The organism is Clostridium sp. YIM B02506, assembly GCF_022324845.1.
GTDB lineage: Bacteria > Bacillota > Clostridia > Clostridiales > Clostridiaceae > Clostridium_T > Clostridium_T intestinale.
The window spans coordinates 26,040-46,544 of record NZ_JAKGTG010000037.1 but is presented as its reverse complement, the minus strand read 5'-3'; the positions used below and the strand labels follow the sequence as shown (position 1 = coordinate 46,544).

At 29.5% G+C, this 20,505-nt stretch carries 19 protein-coding genes; 17 read left to right on the top strand and 2 right to left on the bottom strand.

The window, feature by feature from the left end:
* The coding region (locus tag L1S49_RS20270) for a PAS domain-containing sensor histidine kinase (RefSeq protein ID WP_238907160.1) at window positions 1-1,950 on the top strand (1,950 nt) is incomplete at its 5' end.
* A 128-nt stretch (window positions 1,951-2,078) separates the two neighbouring features.
* Here the strand turns inward: L1S49_RS20270 and L1S49_RS20265 are convergent.
* Both L1S49_RS20265 and helD read right to left on the bottom strand, forming a co-directional pair.
* A complete protein-coding gene (locus L1S49_RS20265; protein WP_238907159.1) occupies window positions 2,079-2,315 on the bottom strand; it encodes a phosphopantetheine-binding protein in 237 nt (78 codons plus the stop codon).
* A gap of 28 nt (window positions 2,316-2,343) precedes the next feature.
* The gene (gene helD / locus L1S49_RS20260) at window positions 2,344-4,575 is read right to left on the bottom strand and encodes an RNA polymerase recycling motor HelD (protein WP_238907158.1); all 2,232 of its coding nucleotides are present in this window, start codon (window positions 4,573-4,575) and stop codon (window positions 2,344-2,346) included.
* Between the two features lie 245 nt (window positions 4,576-4,820).
* Here helD and L1S49_RS20255 point away from each other — a divergent pair, with 245 nt between their 5' ends.
* From L1S49_RS20255 to L1S49_RS20180, 16 genes are all read left to right on the top strand, one after another.
* Window positions 4,821-5,429 (top strand): copper homeostasis protein CutC, encoded by a 609-nt coding sequence (locus L1S49_RS20255; RefSeq protein WP_238907157.1) that lies wholly within the window; start codon window positions 4,821-4,823, stop codon window positions 5,427-5,429.
* A gap of 27 nt (window positions 5,430-5,456) precedes the next feature.
* A complete protein-coding gene (locus L1S49_RS20250; protein ID WP_238907156.1) occupies window positions 5,457-5,864 on the top strand; it encodes a DUF2809 domain-containing protein in 408 nt (135 codons plus the stop codon).
* A gap of 228 nt (window positions 5,865-6,092) precedes the next feature.
* Window positions 6,093-7,139, top strand: coding sequence for a type 2 isopentenyl-diphosphate Delta-isomerase (fni, locus tag L1S49_RS20245; RefSeq protein WP_238907155.1), 1,047 nt, complete (start codon window positions 6,093-6,095; stop codon window positions 7,137-7,139).
* A 4-nt stretch (window positions 7,140-7,143) separates the two neighbouring features.
* A complete protein-coding gene (gene mvk, locus L1S49_RS20240) occupies window positions 7,144-8,118 on the top strand; it encodes a mevalonate kinase (RefSeq protein WP_238907154.1) in 975 nt (324 codons plus the stop codon).
* Window positions 8,119-8,123: 5 nt separating this feature from the next.
* Window positions 8,124-9,101 carry a diphosphomevalonate decarboxylase gene (mvaD, locus tag L1S49_RS20235; RefSeq protein WP_238907153.1) on the top strand — a complete coding sequence of 326 codons (978 nt, stop codon included), beginning with the start codon at window positions 8,124-8,126 and terminating at the stop codon, window positions 9,099-9,101.
* 13 nt (window positions 9,102-9,114) lie between these two features.
* The gene (locus L1S49_RS20230; protein WP_238907152.1) at window positions 9,115-9,357 is read left to right on the top strand and encodes a hypothetical protein; all 243 of its coding nucleotides are present in this window, start codon (window positions 9,115-9,117) and stop codon (window positions 9,355-9,357) included.
* Between the two features lies 1 nt (window position 9,358).
* Entirely contained in the window at window positions 9,359-10,720 is a 1,362-nt protein-coding gene (locus tag L1S49_RS20225) for a tripartite tricarboxylate transporter permease (RefSeq protein WP_238907151.1), read from the top strand.
* Window positions 10,721-10,741: 21 nt separating this feature from the next.
* Entirely contained in the window at window positions 10,742-11,839 is a 1,098-nt protein-coding gene (locus tag L1S49_RS20220; protein WP_238907150.1) for a phosphomevalonate kinase, read from the top strand.
* A 56-nt stretch (window positions 11,840-11,895) separates the two neighbouring features.
* Window positions 11,896-12,648 carry a MerR family transcriptional regulator gene (locus tag L1S49_RS20215; protein ID WP_238907149.1) on the top strand — a complete coding sequence of 251 codons (753 nt, stop codon included), beginning with the start codon at window positions 11,896-11,898 and terminating at the stop codon, window positions 12,646-12,648.
* 141 nt (window positions 12,649-12,789) lie between these two features.
* On the top strand, window positions 12,790-13,329 hold the full coding sequence (locus L1S49_RS20210) for a GNAT family N-acetyltransferase (RefSeq protein WP_238907148.1): 540 nt from the start codon (window positions 12,790-12,792) through the stop codon (window positions 13,327-13,329).
* Window positions 13,330-13,546: 217 nt separating this feature from the next.
* Window positions 13,547-14,503, top strand: coding sequence for a sugar kinase (locus L1S49_RS20205; protein WP_238907147.1), 957 nt, complete (start codon window positions 13,547-13,549; stop codon window positions 14,501-14,503).
* 20 nt (window positions 14,504-14,523) lie between these two features.
* The gene (gene gtfA / locus L1S49_RS20200; protein WP_238907146.1) at window positions 14,524-15,993 is read left to right on the top strand and encodes a sucrose phosphorylase; all 1,470 of its coding nucleotides are present in this window, start codon (window positions 14,524-14,526) and stop codon (window positions 15,991-15,993) included.
* 14 nt (window positions 15,994-16,007) lie between these two features.
* Window positions 16,008-16,979, top strand: a complete 972-nt coding sequence (locus L1S49_RS20195) for a LacI family DNA-binding transcriptional regulator (protein ID WP_238907145.1) — start codon at window positions 16,008-16,010, stop codon at window positions 16,977-16,979.
* Window positions 16,980-17,144: 165 nt separating this feature from the next.
* Window positions 17,145-18,152 carry a substrate-binding domain-containing protein gene (locus tag L1S49_RS20190; protein WP_238907144.1) on the top strand — a complete coding sequence of 336 codons (1,008 nt, stop codon included), beginning with the start codon at window positions 17,145-17,147 and terminating at the stop codon, window positions 18,150-18,152.
* Between the two features lie 114 nt (window positions 18,153-18,266).
* A complete protein-coding gene (locus tag L1S49_RS20185) occupies window positions 18,267-18,944 on the top strand; it encodes a hypothetical protein (protein ID WP_238907143.1) in 678 nt (225 codons plus the stop codon).
* A gap of 338 nt (window positions 18,945-19,282) precedes the next feature.
* Entirely contained in the window at window positions 19,283-20,272 is a 990-nt protein-coding gene (locus tag L1S49_RS20180) for an AraC family transcriptional regulator (RefSeq protein WP_238907142.1), read from the top strand.
* Window positions 20,273-20,505: the final 233 nt, after the last annotated feature.

Sequence of the window (20,505 nt, the reverse complement as noted above, 5' to 3'; positions counted from 1 at the left end):
GTATCTTATATTCCGGTAGATATCCTCTGCATAAATTATCAAATATGTTCAATGACTAACTTAATGACATTGGGTCAAAAAGTGCAATATATAAAAAGTAAAAATACTAATAATAATATTCTTATATTAGCAGTTTTAAAATACACGATTTTAATTGCAATTATATTATTAAATAGTAACAAACGCTATATAGAAAAAAATTTAGTTGATATAAATGTTATGGAGTATCTACCTTTCTTTAAGGTGGCTACTATTCCTATTTCAATTGGAATAGGATTTTTTTTGAGATTTTTATTTTCTTATATTGGAGTAAAGAGAAAAAGTTATCATAATCAGATTATTGAAGATAGTATTTTTATTATATTAACTTCTGCTTTAATGATATTAAATAAAAATAATAGCAGTGGTGAGTATAAGGTTATGTTTATGGTTATTATTATTTCATCAACCATTTCTTTTGGGAAAAGGTATGGTTTAAAAATAGCTGGAATTTCATCATTTATAGTTTTGGGATTAAGTTTAATTTATAATATTACTGATATAACTAAAAGCTACAGATTTGAAAATGATTTGTTCATGTGCGTTATATTTGGAGTAATGGCTTGGATATTAGGTAATTATGTGATATCTGAGCAAAAGCAGATACAAGCATTAGAGGATGAATTAGAGATACAACTAAAGCAGCATAATTATATAGAGGATATGATGATACAAAATGAAGCTTGTTATGATTTATTAATTAAAAGTTCTTCAGAGGTTATCATTATTCATAATGAAAAAGGGGTACTATTTCTAAATGAAAAAGCATTAAATCTATTTGGGGTTAATCAAGGGGATGATAGTGCTCATAAGTATGAGTATGTTATTGATTCAGGATATAAAAAAGAGGATAAGGTTTCAAATAGTTATTATAAAGAAATCTTATTAAATAAGTATACGAATATTTCATTTGAAGAAGTTATAAAAAATAGTGAAGGAGAAGAGTATGTCCTCCACAATATATCTACCTACTGTATATATGATAAGCAGTCAGCCATATTAACTACAATGAGGGATATTACTCCAATAAAGCAGGTTCAGGAGTTAAAAGAAGATGTAAAAAGAAATGTTGCCTTATTAAATGAAACAATAGAATACAATAGATACATCACTGACTTTTTTTCAAATATATCACATGAGTTTAAAACACCTTTAAATATAATATTTTCATCGGTTCAATTGCTTAATATATATATTGAAAATGATGAACCAATGGGAATCTCAAAAAAGAAAGCGTATCTTAAGAGCATGAAGCAAAATTGCTATAGGCTTACAAGACTTATAAATAACATATTAGATGTAACTAAGCTAGATTCAGGTTTTATAACTCTTCAACTACAAAATATTGATATTATAAGCTATATTGAAAATATTACGATGTCTGTAATACCTTATGCAGAAAATAAGGGAATAGAGCTTATATTTGATACCTATGTGGAAGAAAAGATAGTAGCAGTTGATCCTAATAAAATAGAAAGAATAATGTTAAACCTCCTTTCAAATGCATTAAAATTTACGGATACTGGAGGGCGGATATACGTATCTATATCAAATACAGAGGATTCTATTATAATATCTGTAAAGGATAATGGAATTGGAATACCAGAAGATAAATTAGAATTAATTTTTGAAAGATTTATGCAAGTGGATAAGACGTTAAGAAGAAATCATGAGGGAACAGGTATAGGCTTATCTCTTGTAAAATCTTTTGTAGAACTCCATGAAGGAGATATACAAATAGTCAGTAAAATAAATGAGGGAAGCGAGTTTTTAGTAAATTTACCTATAAGATTAGTGGATAATCAGGAATGTATTATGAAAAAAGAAATAGAGGGAGATTTTATTGAAAAGGTAAATTTAGAGCTTGCAGACGTATATGGGGAAGTAATGAAAGAAACCAATGTGGAATGAGAAGTGTCTCAACAAGTTATATCAGATATTTTTTATTCTGTTTCTAAAGCTAAAAAATAATTAGGAGTATATTAGATTAAATAATAAATCTAATATACTCCTTTCTTTTATTTTAAGGAAATCTATTGTTAATCTTCATCTAGTATATCTTCAATATATTTAACAATATTGCTAATATATTTGAAAGTATGAACATCCTCATCATGAATAGTTATTTTAAATTTTTTCTCACACTCAATAACTATTTTTGCAATACTGATTGGTTCAACTCCGTGATCAGATGTTAATTGAGTATCAGCTGTGATGTCTTCGTAGTCAATATTAATAACTTCACCAACAATTTTAGCTATCTTTTCAAAAATCATAGTATTCCTCCTTTCATTTTTAGCGTAATTAAAGTAATGGACTTATTTCTCCAGTATAGAATAAGCTAAGTCTATGAAGGGCTCTAGTGCATGCAATATAGAGGAGATTTTTATCATCTTTAGAGTAATAGGTGTTTTTATCAGTATTTAATATTAATACAGAATCAAACTCTAAACCTTTAGAAAGATATATTGGAATTATAAAGGTTCCATCTAAAGTAGCCATGCTGTCACTTTTAATAAGTTTTATTTGGATTTCATCTTTTAAGATTTCATATAATGAAGATGCCTCTTTTTCAGTTTTACATATTAAGCCTATAGATTGATAGTTATTTTCTCTAGAGGTTTTAATTTCATTTATGATATTATCTTTAAGTTCAGTTAAAGTTGAAGAGGACTGAACTATAGGAGAGTTACCCTTTCTACTAAAACTATTGATTTTAAAATCATCATTAAGAAATTTCTTGCTAAATTCAAGTATTTCACTAGTAGATCGGAAACTTTTATCCATTGTAATTAAGGTGGATTTTTTCTTGCATAATATTTTATTTACTCTTTCATATAGGGATAAATTTTCTTGTTTTCCAATGGTTTGATTTATATCTCCTAAAATTGTGTATCTTGATTTTGGGAATAGTAAGTTTAATATTTTAAAATGAATAGGATAATAATCTTGAGCTTCATCAATTACTATCTGTCTTATTTCACTGTACCCATTGTTTGTATTTAGTTTTAAACTTAAGAAAGAAAGTGCTACTGCATCCCCATAAGATAATACATCATTATTAAGATTTTTAAAGGTAAAGTCTAGTATGTCTTCAATATTTTCTGGTAAATCTATACCTTTTGATAGACTATAAAAATAGCTTTTGTTAGTAAATAGTTTTCTATATAATTCTAAAGGATTTAGTTTAGTAAACTTTCGTATTTCTTTAATTAAATTTGTACTTTCATAAATAGATAACATACGAGCTGTTTCTTCAAGTTCAAATGAATGTTCTTTATAAGTCGTTACAAAGTCTGTTAACTTTTCTAGGCGGGTTTTATGATTTTTATGAACTTCTTCAAGAATTGATGCTTCCAATTGCTTTAGTCGTGAACTTAAAGTTATTGCTCTTTTTTCATTTAGTATTCTATTTTTTGATAGTTGTCTGTTTGATATATGTTTTCCATCATAATAAACATCTTTAAAATCTATCCATTTTCGAGGTAAATCATTAATAAAGCGATTTAGTATCTCAACGAACTCACTAGAACATTTAAATTCCATACTGCTTTTTGTCAAGTTATCATTAGATGAAAGTAGTGTTTCTAAAAGTTCATTCCTAGTTTCTATTTTAGGACCATTTAAAATATTGATAATTAATTCTTCAAAGGTTTTAGAGTTTACGTTCTTTTCACCAAGTTCAGGAAGTACATTTGATATATATTGCTCAAATAGGGTATTAGGTGAAATAATTAGTATGTTATTAGAAGATAGCTTATCTGATAAACCTTGATACATAAGGTAAGCTGCTCTATGTAGTGCAACTGAAGTTTTCCCGCTTCCTGCAACTCCTTGTACCATCATTAAATCCATTTCCATATTTCTTATAATCATATCTTGATCTTTTTGTATTGTTTCAACTATTGTCTTCATTTTAGAGGAAGTGTTTTGAGATAACATTTTTCTTAAAAACTCATCTATAATCTGTATATCTGCATCAAAAAAGTACTCTAACTTACCGTTATTTATTTCATATTGACGTTTTAGATTAACTTCTCCTGTTATTTTCCCAGATGGAGCTTCATAAAAGGCTTCACCTATTCCAAAACGATAAAATATACTTGATATTGGGGAGCGCCAGTCATAAACATAAATTTCACTTGAATCATCATCTATAAGAGAAGAACGACCAATATATATATTCTCATATTCATCTTCATCCTGAAATTTAAAATCAATACGAGCAAAGTAAGGAGAGTTAAGCAGTTTTTCTAACGCCATTATTTTAGCAGCTTCCACTTCATATTCAGAAATTTTATGAGATATAGGTTTAGCATATTGTCCTATTTCTATAAGGTCATAAAAATTATCCTTTACCCAAAGGTTAGATAAAGAGTGATTTGTTTCTTCCCTAAGCTGTTTTTTAGCTTCAAGTATTTCTTCACGAACCTTTTCACTATTTTTTCTTAAGGAAGAGAGTTGCTCTTCAGCTATTGATATAGTTTGATTTAAGCGATTGTTTTCGAAACCTAAGTGATCATAATTATTTTTCAATCTCAAAATCCCCTTTCAATGTATGATAGCTTTTCTATGATACTCCTAAAAATGTGCCAGTATAAGTCTTATATTAAGATTTTTAATATGGTATAATATAAGTGAGGGAAAAGTTATTTTCCCTTTAATAAGTTAAGAACTAGGATTGTTATTATGTATTTAGGATAATAACAATCCTTTATTGTTTTAGAGACTTAGATGTTATAATATTAGATATGATTTAGATAGGACTTTGGAGGGATAAAATGAAAATATATGAAGCTTGTGTTGGAAATTATAAGGAAGCTCTATTAGCTTTTGAAAAAGGTGCAGATAGAATAGAACTATGTGATAATCTTATGGAGGACGGAACAACTCCAAGTTATGGTACCATAAAAAAAACTGTAGAGAAATTAAGCATTCCTGTAATGGTTATTATAAGACCAAGAGGTGGAGACTTTATATATAATGATGAAGAACTAGAAATAATGAAATATGATATTCAGATAGCAAAGGATTTAGGAGCCCATGGGGTTGTTATAGGTGCAATTAAGGATTTTAAAATCGATAAAAAGATAATTAAAGAACTAATTTCTATAGCTAAGCCTATGTCAATTACTTTTCATATGGCTTTTGATGAAATAGATGACAAAAAAGAAGCTATTGATGAACTTGTAGAACTTAAAGTTGATAGAATTCTTACTAAAGGTGGAACTGGTAATGCAATTAGCAACAAGAATTTTTTAAAAGAATTAGTTGATTATGCAGATGGAAGAATTGTTATTATGCCAGGTAAAGGTGTAAATATAGAAAATAGAGATTTAATATTAGAATATATAGGGGCTAATGAAATACATGGAAGTAAGGTTGTCTAGCTATATAGGCTTAATGGGTGAAAAGAAATGAGTAGAGAAAAATTTATTTATAGCAGAATTAAATATTGGGTAGCCTTTATTATATTTTTTATAACAGAAGTTCTAATTGCGGTATATGTTCATGATGATTTTATAAGGCCCTATGTTGGAGATATACTTGTTGTGATTTTATTATATTGTTTTGTTAAAATATTTGTACCCTATAAAGTTAAACTAATGCCGTTGTATATATTTATATTTTCATCTTTTGTTGAGATACTTCAATATTTTAAATTAGTTGAGGTATTGGGATTACAAGACAATAGGTTTGCTAGAATAGTAATAGGTTCAGTATTTGATTGGAAAGATATATTGTGTTATGGAGTTGGATGTATTCTATTATGTGGGTATGAGAAATTAATAGATAAATGTTTAAGAGGAAGAACTGCCTTCTAAAAATATAATCAAAAAGATAATTATTTGTAATGTGTATATATGGCAAAATGATGTAAAATAGAAATAGACTTTGAAAGGTGTTAGCAAAATTACTTTGCAACACCTTTTATTTAATATTAAATGATAATATTTATCATTTACAAACTAATTTCCCTATGCTATTATGTTTGTAAATCCTCACAACAAGGCTAGAGATATAATCAATATTTTAGAGGAGGAAATGTGATTATGGAAGATTTAACGTCCAAAAGTGAAATAAGATCTTTAAGAAAAAAGGAACATGTTAAGCATTTTTCTAAAGGTGATTTTGAAGGAAATAATTATTTTAAATATATATATTTAGAGCACAACTCACTACCAGAGATTGATTTTAATGAGATAGATACAAGAGTGAGTTTTTTAGGTAAACAAATAAACTTTCCTGTAATGATTAATGCCATGACAGGAGGGTTTAATGATGCTGTAAAAATAAATAGTAATCTTGCAAAGGTTGCAAAGGAATTAAACATACCAATGGCAGTTGGATCTCAAGCAATAGCTGTTAATGATGAAAATTACTCAGCTTCTTTTAAAGTTGTAAGACAAGTATTAAAAGATGGGGTTGTTTTATCTAATATAAATGCTTTTTCAACTATAGATGATGTTAAAAAAGCTATAGATATGATTGAGGCTGATGGGATTCAGATTCATATAAATCCTGCTCAAGAGATATGCATGCCTGAAGGAGATAGAAACTTTAAAGGTGTTTTAAAAAACATTGAAAATATAGTTAAAAAAATAGATAAACCTGTAATAGTAAAAGAAATAGGTTTTGGCATGTCAAAAGATGTAGTCAAGAGGCTTTTAGAAGTTGGCGTAAAGTACGTAGATGTAGGAGGAAGTGGGGGAACAAATTTCATTAAAATTGAAAGTGAAAGAAATAAAGAATTTCACTTTGATGAACTATTTGATTGGGGAATACCTACAGCATTAAGTCTTATTGAAGCAAGAAGTTTAAGTGATGATTTAAATATTGTGTGTAGCGGTGGGGTTAAAGCTTCTGATGAGGTAATAAAGGCCTTATGTTTATGTGCCAATATGACTGGTATAAGTGGTCCTATATTAAAGTCATTTTTAGATGGTGGTTATGAAGGTGCACTTGAGTATCTTCAAAATATTATATATAAATCTAAAGTAATGATGTTTCTTTTAGGTAAAAAGAATATAGAAGAGCTTAAAAGTGTACCTTTTAGAATAAAAGGTGAACTTAAAGAGCTTGTGGATTATAAAAGGTGAAGACATGAATGAGAAATTAAAGGATATAGGTGAAGGGTATTCACATAGTAAGTTAATTTTAACCGGAGAGCATGGAGTTGTATATGGTAAACCTGCCATAGCAATTCCTTTTCCACTTAAGGTGAAATGTACCACAAAAAACTATGATAGAGGCATAAGGTTCGAATCATCAATTTATACTGGTGATATTAACGATATGCCAGTTAAGCTTAGAGGGCTTTCTTTGGTTTTAGAGGAGGCTTTAAATATTTTAAATAAACCATATGAAGGACTTCTTATTAATATTTATTCAGAAATACCAATAGGAAGAGGTTTAGGTTCAAGTGCATCAATTGCTACAGCTATAGTAAGAAGTTTATTTTCATTTTATGGACAAAATCTTACTAAAGAACAATTATTTTATTTAGTGAATATAGGCGAAAAATATGCCCATGGAAACCCAAGTGGTATTGATATGGAAGTGGTATCTAGTGAGGAAGCTATATATTTTAAAAAAGACAATAAGGTTCAGTATATTAAAAGTGCTAAACCATTTTATATAGTAGTAGGAGATAGTGGGAAGATTGGGGATACACGTAAGGCTGTAGAAAATGTACACCATAGACGTTTATTAAATCCTCATAAAATGGAATCTTATATAGATGAAATGGGAAAGCTTGTTGAAAAAGGCAAAGAAGCTTTTTTAGCTGGAAATATGGATTTATTAGGTGAACTACTTAATTCTAACCAAGATATACTTGAAAATATGGGTGTAAGCGATGAAAGTTTAGATATATTAATAAAAACTGCTAGAAAAAATGGAGCCTTGGGAGCTAAATTAACTGGGGGAGGATTAGGCGGTTGTATAATTGCACTTTCAAATAGTTTAGAGGATGGGAATTTAATTTCACAAGAATTAATAAATTCTGGCGCAGTTAAAAGCTGGTGTTTCTCTACCAAGGAAAATAAACTTTATACTTTCGAGAAAATGGAGGATTAAACTAAATGAAAGCTAAGGCAAAAGCTAATACAAACATTGCATTAATTAAATATTGGGGAAAGCGAGATAATGAATTAATCCTGCCTATGAATAGCAGTATATCAATAACCTTAGATGGATTTTATACCATAACTTCAGTTGAGTTTAAAGAATATCTTAAAAATGATATTTTTATATTAAATAATAAGGAAACAGAAGAGAAGGAACGGAAAAAAATATCAAAGTTTCTTGATGTTGTAAGAGAATTATCAAGAACTAAATTATATGCAGAAGTTAATTCTGAAAATAAAGTACCAACAGCTGCTGGATTTGCTTCGTCAGCTTCTGGATTCGCAGCATTAGCAGCTGCAGCTTCAAAGGCAGCGGGTTTAGATTTAAACAAAAGAGATTTATCAATATTAGCTCGTAGAGGTTCAGGTTCTGCATGTCGATCAATTTTTGGCGGATATGTTAAATGGGAAAAAGGTGAAAAGATTGATGGAACAGATTCTCATGGAGTTAGGCTGTTATCAGAAAAAGATTGGGATATAAGCATACTTTCAGTAATGGTAGCCTCAGGGAAAAAGAAGGTTTCTAGTAGAGAAGGAATGAAGCGTACAGTAGAAACCTCACCTTTTTATTCAGGGTGGCTAGATACTGTAGAAAAAGATATTAAAATAGCAGAAGAGGCAATAAGATTAAAAGATTTTTATAGACTAGGAAATATAGCAGAAGAAAATGCTCTAAAGATGCATGCTACAATGCTTGGAGCAAAACCACCTGTTTTATATTGGGAACATGGAACTCTAGAAGTTATGGGGCATATTCAAAATCTAAGAGAGTCAGGTATACCAGCATTTTTCACCATAGATGCAGGAGCAAATGTTAAGGTGCTTTGTCTTAAGGAGAATGAAAATATGGTATATGAATCTCTTTTAAAACTTTCAAGTGTTATGAAGGTTTTAGTTTGTCATCCAGGTTCAGGAGTTACTTATTTAGAATAATAGGAGTTTAATTATGAAGTATATAGATGAAAAAAAGGTTAATATCGAAATTTGGGAAGATGTTGTAAATATTAAGGATTTAGTTAAGGCGCTTGTAATATGTAGTGTTACTACCCTTGGAGGATACTTTATTGCGCCAAATGAACCACCTAAGCCATTATTTTTTGGTTTAGGCGGTGCAATTATCGGGTTTGTTGTTTGCTCTGTTCTAATAAAGCCTAAAAGGATATTTGTTAAGGAAGATAAGGAGAATTAGGATGGATATTAGTTTAATTATACAGATGATACTAGCAGCAGCTTTAGCTGCGGTGATTTATTCTATAATTGGAGCAGCTCCAGGTGCAGATGAAACTGCAACCATTGCTCCAGTAATATTAGTACTTGTTTTATCAGGAGTAGAACCTGTTGTGGTTTTAGCTTTCTTTATTTCGGCAATAGTTGCATGTAAGCTTATTGATGCAGTTCCTGTTTCTATTGCAGGAATACCAGCAGGTGTTATGTCTACGCCAATGGTTGAGCATGCGATGGTGCTTAAAAAGCACGGGCTAACTAATACAAGCATAAGAAAGATTGCTTCAGGAGCTATAATAGGAACTTTCGTTTCTATACCTGTAAGTTTATTTTTGGCAAGTTTTATTGTGCCATTTGCAACTACTATTAAGGAATATGGAGATGCTATATTTTTTGTTGGAGCCATAGTATTAGCTTTAATGAGCAAAAAAAGATGGATAGCACTTGCTTCTATATTACCTTTTGCGCTTTTAATTCAAGGACTTAGATATCTTTATTGGGGAATAAATGCAGTACCTAAAGAAACTAATGTTTTTGTTTCTTTTTTCTTAGGTATTACTATAGGACCTGTTATCTTAAGTTTATTTGAACTTCTTAATAAAGATAAAAGAGATGCCTTAAAAAAATATGATACAAAGAAAATATATATAAAAGAGGAAGAGGAGATAAAGAAGTTTCCAAATCCCTTTAAAATATTAACTAAAAAAGAAGTAGGTTATAGTACATTAGCCTCACTTATAGGATCAATTACTTTTCTTCTAAGCCCAGTAGGATTAACCACCTTTTTGGGGGAGTTATTCTCAAGTAGAGTTAAAGATCCTGTGGAAAAAGCTTCACTTGCAGTTTCTTGTATGGAAGCTTTGGCACAGGCAACATATATTTCAGGAATTTTAATTCCTCTCCTAGCGTTAGGTATTCCACTATCTCCCGTAGCGTTAGGTCCAGGGAATCCATTATTTAATGCACCACCAGTATTTACATTAGAGAATAATATGCATCATATATTATCAAGAACAGATTTTGTTGTTGCAACTCTCATAGGAGCAGTTATTGCATCAGCTTTTACTTATTTTATCACCGTAAAGTATTCTCAAAAGATTTGTTCCTTCGTATTTAAAAAGATTCCTCATGAAGCTATGTTAGGAGTATTTTTCAGTTTAGTTTTACTTTTAGCTTTTATGGATGGAGGAGTTATTAATATTGTCGGTGTACTTTTAATAGGTATTTTTTCAGGGGTTTTATATAGGTTAGGAGTTAACTATGGGGTTATGTTTATGATTCTTTATTCAGCTCCATGGATTATAAAAGTATTATCAGGATTATATTAACTTGAGAGAGGGGAGATATTAATGATTAATATAAAGGTTCCAGGAAAACTTATGATAGCTGGGGAGTATGCTGTGCTGGAGAAAAATCAAAAGTGCATAGTAGCTGCAATAAACAGGTATGTAGAGGGAAGTATTGAACCTAGCATTAAAAATCAATTATTTCTCCCAGATATTAAACTTGAAGATGTTTTTTTTGAAATTAAAGATGGGAATGTAGAATTTAGTATAGAGGATTTAAGGTTAAGTTTTTTAAGAAGTTCAATCTCTATAGTTGTTAGGTTTTTAAAAGAAAATTCAATTGAGCTTATTCCATTTAAGTTATCAATAAAAAGTCAACTGGATGATGCCTCATCTGGTAAAAAGTATGGACTTGGATCTAGTGCAGCAATTGTAGTAGCAGCTGTTTCCTCAATATTAGCACTACATAATAAAGATGAGTTTCTTAACCATGATACAATCTTTAAGCTTTCTGCGATTGCTCACTTAAAGACCCAAGGAAATGGGTCAGGTGCAGATATAGCTGCTGGAGTTTACGGTGGATGGCTTGAATATTCAGCATTTGACTCAAAGTGGTTATTAAATGAGCTGGAGAGCTCAGATAAAATTAAAGATATTGTGGAGAAGCCTTGGAGAAATCTAGTTATTAGAAAATTAACCCCTCCTTCGGAATTAAAACTAGTAGTAGGATGGACTAAAGAGACAGCTTCAACTTCCCCTATGATACGAAAGGTAGATAATTTTAAAAAAGAAAGTCCTCATATATATAAGGAGTTTTTAAAAGAGAGTTCTATTGCTGTAGATAATCTAATCAAAGCTTTTGATGATAATAGTTTTGAAGATAGTATTAGTTCTCTTTCAGAAAATAGAAAAGCCTTAAAAAACTTTGGAGAAGTAGCTGGTATTCCAATAGAAACAAAAAAACTAACTGATTTATGTTCTATTGGAGAAGGATATGGAAGTGCTAAATCCTCAGGGGCAGGTGGCGGAGATTGTGGAATAGCATTTTTAAAAGGAGATTATAAAAAGCAAGAACTATATAGGGCGTGGGAGAAAGCTGATATTGAACCATTAGATTTAAATATATCTGAAATAGGTGTATCCATAAATAAAAAACAATAAAAATACTTGACTCCAACCTTAGGTAAGAGCTTAGTATTATATTCGAGGTGATAATATTGCAATATTACACAGTTAAAGAAATTGCAGATCTAACAGGAGTGACCATAAAAACTCTTTATCATTACCATAAAATAGGTCTGTTAGAACCCTGCAAGATTACAGATGCTGGATATAGATTATACGGTATTAAGGAATTAGAATTGTTGCAGCAGATTTTATTCTATCGAGAGCTTGAGTTTACATTAGAGGATATTAAAAAGGCTCTAGAAGATGAACCTAATCGAATTGAATTCTTGGCCAAGCAATATAAGATGCTTTTAGAGAAAAAGCAGAGAATGGATTGCATATTAGACACAATCGAAAAGTCAATAGACTTATCTAAGAAAGGAGTAATTATGGATAAAACTAAAATGTTTAAAGGATTAAATAAAGAAGAGTGGACAGAGGCTATTTCAGAACAAAATGAATATTTAAAAGATAAATATGGTTATGATATGATTCAAAATAACGATGTTGATGTAGAAAAGATTAATAAACAAGCACTAGAGGCAAAACAATTTACTGAGGCTATGATTAATGGATTAAAAAGCGGATGGAGAGTAGATGATAAAAGATTAAAAGAGTTGATTAAAGAGCATGTAGCATTTTTGAATGAGCATGGTACAGCTATGGATGAAAATTCATTTCTTAATGTAACAAAGTTTATGATAGAAGATGATTTTCATAGAAATATGTTAGAAAGCCAACAAGTAGGTCTTTCTTATTATCTTTATACTGCAGCAGAAAATTATGCAGTTAAGAAAATTTAGTATTCTATAGGATTTAGAATTACTAGCTAGTGGAGTTAAAGAGTTTACTAGCTAGTTTTTGATTTTTAAAATAGAACTTCACTTGATATTTAACCTAATTATTAGTAGATTAATATAAGATAGAATTTTAGGGGGAGAGTTATGAATAAAGAAATTTTTCAAAGTCTAGAAGGAAATAAGATATATTTTGCACCTGTAAAAATAGAAGACATGAAAGCAATACATAAATATGCTTCAGATGAAGATGTTTCCCGTTTTATTGGATGGAGGCTTATGAGTAGTGAAGAGGAAACCTATAGGTTTGTTGAAGAAATCATAAGAAGAGTTAATAATGGAACCCATCTTTATGCATCTATTTTTACTAAAGAAGGAAAAGAACTTATTGGTACAGTCATGATTTTTGGATTTAATGAGGAAGATAAACATGCTGAAATTGGATATGTTTTAGATAAGGATCATTGGAGAAAAGGATATGGAGAGGAAACTATAAAACTAGTAAATGAGTATGTTTCTAAGCATCTTGATTTACATAGACTTAATGCTTTTGTAGTTGATGTAAATGTTGGCTCAGCCAAGGCTTTAGAAAAAAACGGATTTATACTTGAAGGAAGATCAAAAGATTTTTATCTTATAGATGGAAGGTATTATGATTCTTTAATTTATGGCAAGATTTTTAACTAAAATTATATAGTTTGTTTGATAAAGTTACAGAAGCTTTTCTTAAAATGAAAAAGTTTGATATTAAGAAATTAAAAGAAGCATATAAACCTTAATAATTAAGTTATCTAGTAGAGCCCTTGGGTTTTACTAGATATTTTTATATGTCAATCGTTTGACATATATTCTATGAAAAGGTATACTTTTTATATAATATGACCTTTATATAAGGAGGGGTATGATGTTTAAATTTAATAAAAAAATAGATTTTAAGGATAAAGAAAATGATATTTTAACTATAGGAGAAATCTTAGTTGATATGATAACTGCTGACTATAGTGAGGATTTTGAATGTGATAGTTACAATAAGTTTTTTGGTGGTTCGCCAGCTAATATTGCCATGAACTGTAAAAGACTAGGCATTAATTCTCTTATTGTATCAGCTGTTGGAGATGATGGACTTGGAAGATTTTTAACTAATCATTTAAAAAATGCTGATATTAATACAGAGTATATTCAAAAAGTTGATTATTCTACTAGTATGGTTTTAGTTACAAAAAGTAAAACAAGTCCAGTTCCTATATTTTATAGAGAGGCAGATTACCATCTTGATTATAATAAGTCCTTAGAGAAAGGGTTAAAGAATTCTAAAATAGTACATTTTTCCTGCTGGCCTATTTCTAAAAAGCCATCGCGTTTAACTGTTGAAAAAATTCTAGAAGAAGCTAGAAAAAATGAAGTGTTAGTTTGTTTTGATCCCAACTATCATCCTATGATATGGGAGAAAGGTGAAGAGGGAATAGAATATATAAAATCAATAATAGGTAAGGTTGACATTATAAAACCTTCAGAAGATGATACTGAAAGGTTATTTGGCAAAGATAGCCATGAAAATCAAATTAAGAAGTTTTTAAAGCTTGGGGTAAAACTTGTGATAATGACTTTAGGATCCGAAGGAGCACTTATTTCAAATGGAAATGAAACTATTAAGCTTGATACTTTAGCAAAGAACATAGTAGATACTACGGGTGCTGGAGATGCTTTTTGGTCTGGGTTTTATTCTGGGATTATAAAAGGGTATAGCATAAGAGAAGCGTTAGATTTAGGACTTGGGGTTAGTGCATATAAACTTAAGTTTACTGGGGCTGTAGTTGAGCTCCCTGTATTAGAGGAAATAAAAAAGCTGTATAACTTATAATATTTTAGGAGGAAATAAGAATGGCAGTTAAAAATAAAGTACAACTTATTACTTACCCAGATTCATTAGGTGGAGATTTAAAAAAACTAAATAACGTATTATTAAAATATTTCTCTGATACTTTTAAAGGTGGAATTCACATTTTACCTCCTTTTCCATCCTCAGGAGATAGAGGTTTTGCGCCATTGACTTATTTAGAGATAGAACCTAGTTTTGGAACCTGGGAAGATGTAAAAGCTATAGGAGAAAAATTTGATGTATTAGTGGATTTAATGGTTAATCATATTTCTAGACAATCTTCCTACTTTCAGGACTTTTTAAAAAGTGGAAGAGAATCAGAACATGCTGACTTATTTATAACCTTAGATAAGTTATGGAAAGATGGAGAGCCTATTAAAGAAGATATAAACAAAATGTTTTTAAGAAGAGAAGTGCCTTATTCAACATTTAAAATAGAAAAAACTGGTGAAGAAGAGAGGGTATGGACGACTTTTGGGAAAACAACTCCCTCAGAGCAGATAGATTTAGATATAAATTCACCTAAAGTTAAAAGATTATTTGAAGATTTTTTTATAAATTTTAGTAGAAATGGAGTAAAAATAGTAAGGTTAGATGCTATAGGGTATGTTATTAAAAAGTTAGGTACTAGTTGCTTTTTTGTAGAACCAGAGATTTATGAATTTCTTAATTGGATTAAAGAATTAGCAGATTCTTTAGATATTGAACTACTTCCAGAAGTTCATTCTCATTATTCTATTCAATATAAATTAGCTGAAAAAGATTTTTGGATATATGATTTTATTTTGCCTTATATGATTTTAGATACACTTGTAAATAAATCTAGTGAAAAACTTTGTGAATATCTAAAGATACGTCCAAAGAAACAATTCACTATGCTTGATTGTCATGATGGAATACCAGTTAAACCTGATATGGATGGACTTATAGATACAAAAGAAGCTAAAAAACTTGTTGATGTATGTTTAGAAAGAGGATCTAATTTAAGCCTTATTCTATCAGATGAACACAAAGATGAAGATGGTTTTGATGTACACCAAATAAGGTGCACCTATTATTCTGTTTTAGGTTGTAATGATGATGCTTATTTGGCAGCTAGAGCTATTCAATTTTTTACTCCAGGCATTCCTCAGGTTTATTATGTAGGGCTTTTAGCAGGAGAAAATGACGTTGAAGCAGTGAAAGAAACTGGTGAAGGACGTGAAATTAATCGTCACAACTTTACCTTAGAAGAAATAGATAAAGCCATAAATAAAGATGTTGTAAAAAGGCTTTTAAAACTTATAAACTTTAGGAATAACTATGAGGCTTTTAACGGAGAATTTAAGGTTTTAGATTCTTCAAAAAAAGAGGTTAAACTTAATTGGAAAAAAGGAGATAAGTATTGCACTTTATTTATAGACCTTGAAAACAATAAGGCTATAATAGATTATATAGATGATGAGGGAAAGGAAGCAGAATATATAGTTTAAAGAAAGGAATTATTATGGCAACTATAAAAGATGTATCAAAGATAGCAGAGGTTACAGTAACAACAGTTTCAAGGGTTTTAAATAACAGAGGATATATAAGTGAAGCTACGAGAAACAAAGTATATGAAGCTATGAGAGAGCTTAATTATCAACCAAATGAAGTAGCACGTTCTTTACTAAAGAAAAAATCTAACATCATTGGGTTAATAGTACCTAATGTAGCTCATCCATTTTTTGGAGAGTTAACTAATTACATAGAGTACTATGCTTATAAGGAAAACTATAAGGTACTTATATGCAACTCATATGAGGAGAAAGAAAAAGAAAAAGATTATATAGATATGCTTAAAAGAAATCAAGTAGATGGGATAATAATAGGAAGTCATACCCTAGATCCATCAGAGTATTTAAGTTCAAAATTGCCTATTGTAGCTATAGATAGAGATTTTTCTATGGATATACCCTTTGTAACCTCTGATAATTATAGAGGTGGAGTACTTGCAACCAACCTTTTAATAGATAAAGGATGTAGAAAAATAGCTCATATAAGTGGTCCATTAAAATTAAGTACACCAGCTAATAAAAGATATGAGGCTTTTATGGATGTAGTAAAGGAAAGAGGAGTTAACTACATAGTTTTGGAGGAGAAGCTTGATATAGTTGAAAACTATAAAAAACTTGCATATAAACTTTTTAAGGAACATCCAGATATTGATGGAGTGTTTGCAAGTAGTGATATGATAGCTGCATCCCTAATTCAAGTGGGTAATGAATTTAACAAAAAAATACCTGAGGATATAAAAATTGTTGGCTATGATGACATTAATATAGCATCTTTAATAGTTCCACCTTTAACTACGATAAAACAGCCAATAGAGGATATTGGAAAGCTTCTTATAAAGGTATTAATAAATAAAATTGAAAATAAAGAAGTAGAACTTGAAAATATTTTACCTATAACTTTAATTGAAAGAAAAACAACTTAATAACAAATTAAACAAATAAACCTCGCATTTTTATAATGTATGGGGTTTATTTTAGTGTAAGCTAATAAATTTCATAAAATGTTTCATTTAGGTAATGAAAGTTGTACTTATAAGTCTATAATTTGAATATTAAATTATAGGATAAAAATTAGATAGGTGGTAAATATGTATTTATCAAAACCAGAAGTTTTTAGTGTTCCAATAAGGTATATTAATTTTGATATATTAGGTTTAGAAAAAAATAATATAAAAAGAGCAAGACATCATGTGTTTATAGGAGTTATTTTGCCTAATCAAAGAGAGTCTAGATGGGTTAGAGATAAAGAAGCAATGGAGAGAGAAGCAAGACTTAGAGAAGTTAATATAAAAATAGAATTTAATGATTTTAATATAGAAAAGCAGAGAATTGCTGTAGAGAAGCTTATGTCTGAAGGGGTAAATGCTTTGATTATCACGTCTATAGATCATGGTGATGAAGCATCATTAGTTGATAAAGCTAAAGAAGCTGGAATAAAGGTTATAGCTTATGATCTATTGATAAAAAGCTCAAATGTAGATGTATATATAAGTTTTAATATAATTAGAGTTGGAGAATTTCAAGGAAGATATTTAACTAAAAATGTACCTAAAGGTAATTATATACTTCTATCAGGAGAACCAAGTGAAGGACTACTTAGAGAGGGAGCTATGACTTATATTCAGCCGCTTATTTTTATGAGAGAAATTCGAGTTGTCACAGATCAAGTGGTAAAGGGCTGGGATCCAGATAATGCCTTTAAAATAGTTGAGGAGGCTTTGGTTAAAAGTGGTAACAAGGTTGATGCTATATTATCACCAAATGATGCAATAGCTGGGGCTTCAATTAAGGCATTAGAAAATCAAGGACTAGCTGGAAAAGTTGCAGTTACTGGGCAAGATGCCGATTTAGCTGCAATCCAAAGAATAATTCAAGGAACACAAAGCATGACTGTATTAAAAGATTCAAGAGAACTCGGGAAGGTAGCAATAGAGACAGCTATAAAATTGGTTGAAGGAAAATATATAGATCACAATGCTATTAAAAATAACGGGAAAAAAGATGTACCATCTATATTAATTGAACCAATAGCTATAGACAAATCTAATTTGTACACTACTTTTAAAGAAACTGAATATTATAAGGATGGATTTTAACGAATAAAAAGTATATTGTAGTAAACATAAAATATTTCTAATAAGTGAATATACCTACCTTATGTTGAATAAGATTGAAAAGACAGAAATTTAGTATTAAGGTAAGGTGAATACATGAGAACTAAAGGTTATAGGAACATAATAAACATATTTTTAATACCAATAGGATTACTTATTACTTTTTGTGTATTTATACTTTTTAGTGGTTCAAGCAATAAGGAAATATCAGATTCTACTAGAAAAGAAATTCTTAAAAAAGCAGAGGAAATGGCTAATGTAAAATGGACTCCTAAATATGACTTAAATGACAAAAGTGCAAAGTTTACTTTCTCTAAAGGAAAAACTTATATGGGAATACCCTATAGTATGGATGGATACCAAGCAACATCAGCCAAAGAGTTTTTAAAAAAGATAAAAGATAGTAGTGAGTTATATGGTAATGACTGTTCGGGCTATGTAAGTGCAGCTTGGGGGATAAGTAGACAAACTACCTTAACCCTATATAATGCAGTAGAGAAAAAGGAAAAAATAGATGGAAGATATATTAAAAAAATTTCATGGGATGATATTAAACCAGCTGATGCCCTTCTTTTAGATGATGGTAAAGGAAAAGGTCACGTAATACTATATGTTGAAACTAATAAGGAAAATAAAGATGAACTCATAATATATGAACAAAATGTAGTTATAAATACACCTAATGGATCTGTTCCAGTAGCAAGAAAAGATGTACGCTCTAAGAAAGTTCTAATTAAAGATGGTTATATTCCCATAAGATTAATGAAAAAATAAAATTAAGTTTTGTATAAGAAACTATTCAAGCGACTTTTGAATGGTTTCTTTTTTTATTGTATAGGAAAGTGCATTCTTTTCTATACAATAAAAAATGCAAGGGGTGCAGGGGAAGTTGTGTTCCCCTGCCTGTCAAGGAGGGTGCTCAGACACGCAGTGTCGTCGAAGGGAACCATAGGGTTCCCTAGCGAAGTGGCGTAGCCACTTTTTTATTTGATTATTAGGCAAATAATTACATTTAATCATTGACAGTATAAAGACATAGGGTTACTATTTAGTTGATAATAATTTTCAATTAGTTATGATGTAAAATTGATATCCTTAAGGGGTGGATAAATATGTATGATAAAATGTGTACTTATGTTGAAGTTATAGATAAAAAAGATAGGCTCAAAAAAAATAATATTGAAAATATATTTAATTCAGATAGTTATGATTATTTTTATGAATTGCCTAAAGATTTCGGTAGAGGATACTTTTCTTCAATTATTCCAAATGAAAGTATGAAGATAACTATTTGCGATTTTACTTTTAATGAAAACATTATTTTAAATGAAATTGCTAAGGTTAATTGTTTATTTTTATCCTTTTGTGTTTCTGATTTTTTTGAGTGGAAAAATGTAAATAATAAAGAAAGTTTTATATTAGAAAAGAATGAGTGTTTTATACATAATAGCTATGAATTTATTACAAAAAGCCAAATGAATGCAGGGGAAAGATATATAGGACTTGGAATGGGGATAGATGAAAAGAGATTTAGAAATGTAATAGATGAACATTTTACTAAAGAATTTATTTCGGATTTTTCTGTAGGAAAATTAAGTAAGATATCTATGTCACTCAAGAGTAAATTAATTCTTAAAGATATTTTAGAGTGTAATTATTCAGGAAGCTTAAAACCTTTGTATATAGAAGGGAAAATTCTTGAATTGTTAACTACTATGGCAAAGGATTTAAAAGATAATAGTGTTATTCAGAAAATTGAAGGAAACATTAGTAGAGAAGATCTTCAAAATATAAATAAAATAAAGGAGATAATAGATAGTAATTATGTTGAACCTTTAACTATCAATGAACTTTCAAAGTTAGCCTTTATAAGCCAAACAAAACTTAAAAATAATTTCAAGAAAGTATTTGGGAAAAATATATATGAATACGTTGTTGAAAAGAGAATGGATAAAGCTAGAGAGTTATTAGATAAATCAGAAGTTAAGGTTAAAGAAGCAGCGAGTATGGTTGGGTACAGTAACATAGGTTACTTTAGCAGGAGTTTTAAAGAACGATATGGGTTTAGTCCAAGTGAATATTCTAAATCAAGAACAAAGTAAAAAAGTATGACTTTAAGAACTAGTTAAATGTCTTTTAGAAGTAGATAAAAATAAAGAATTTTAGCTATTATAAGTTGTGTAAAGAAAAGTGTCCTAGTTAAATAGGATATTTTTTTTAGTTATAAAGTGATAATGATTATCAATAATAAGGAGGCATAAATTTTTATAAAAATTTTAAAATTGAAAAGAGGGATAAATGTGGAGAAAAATATAAAACATAAAACTGGTGTAGC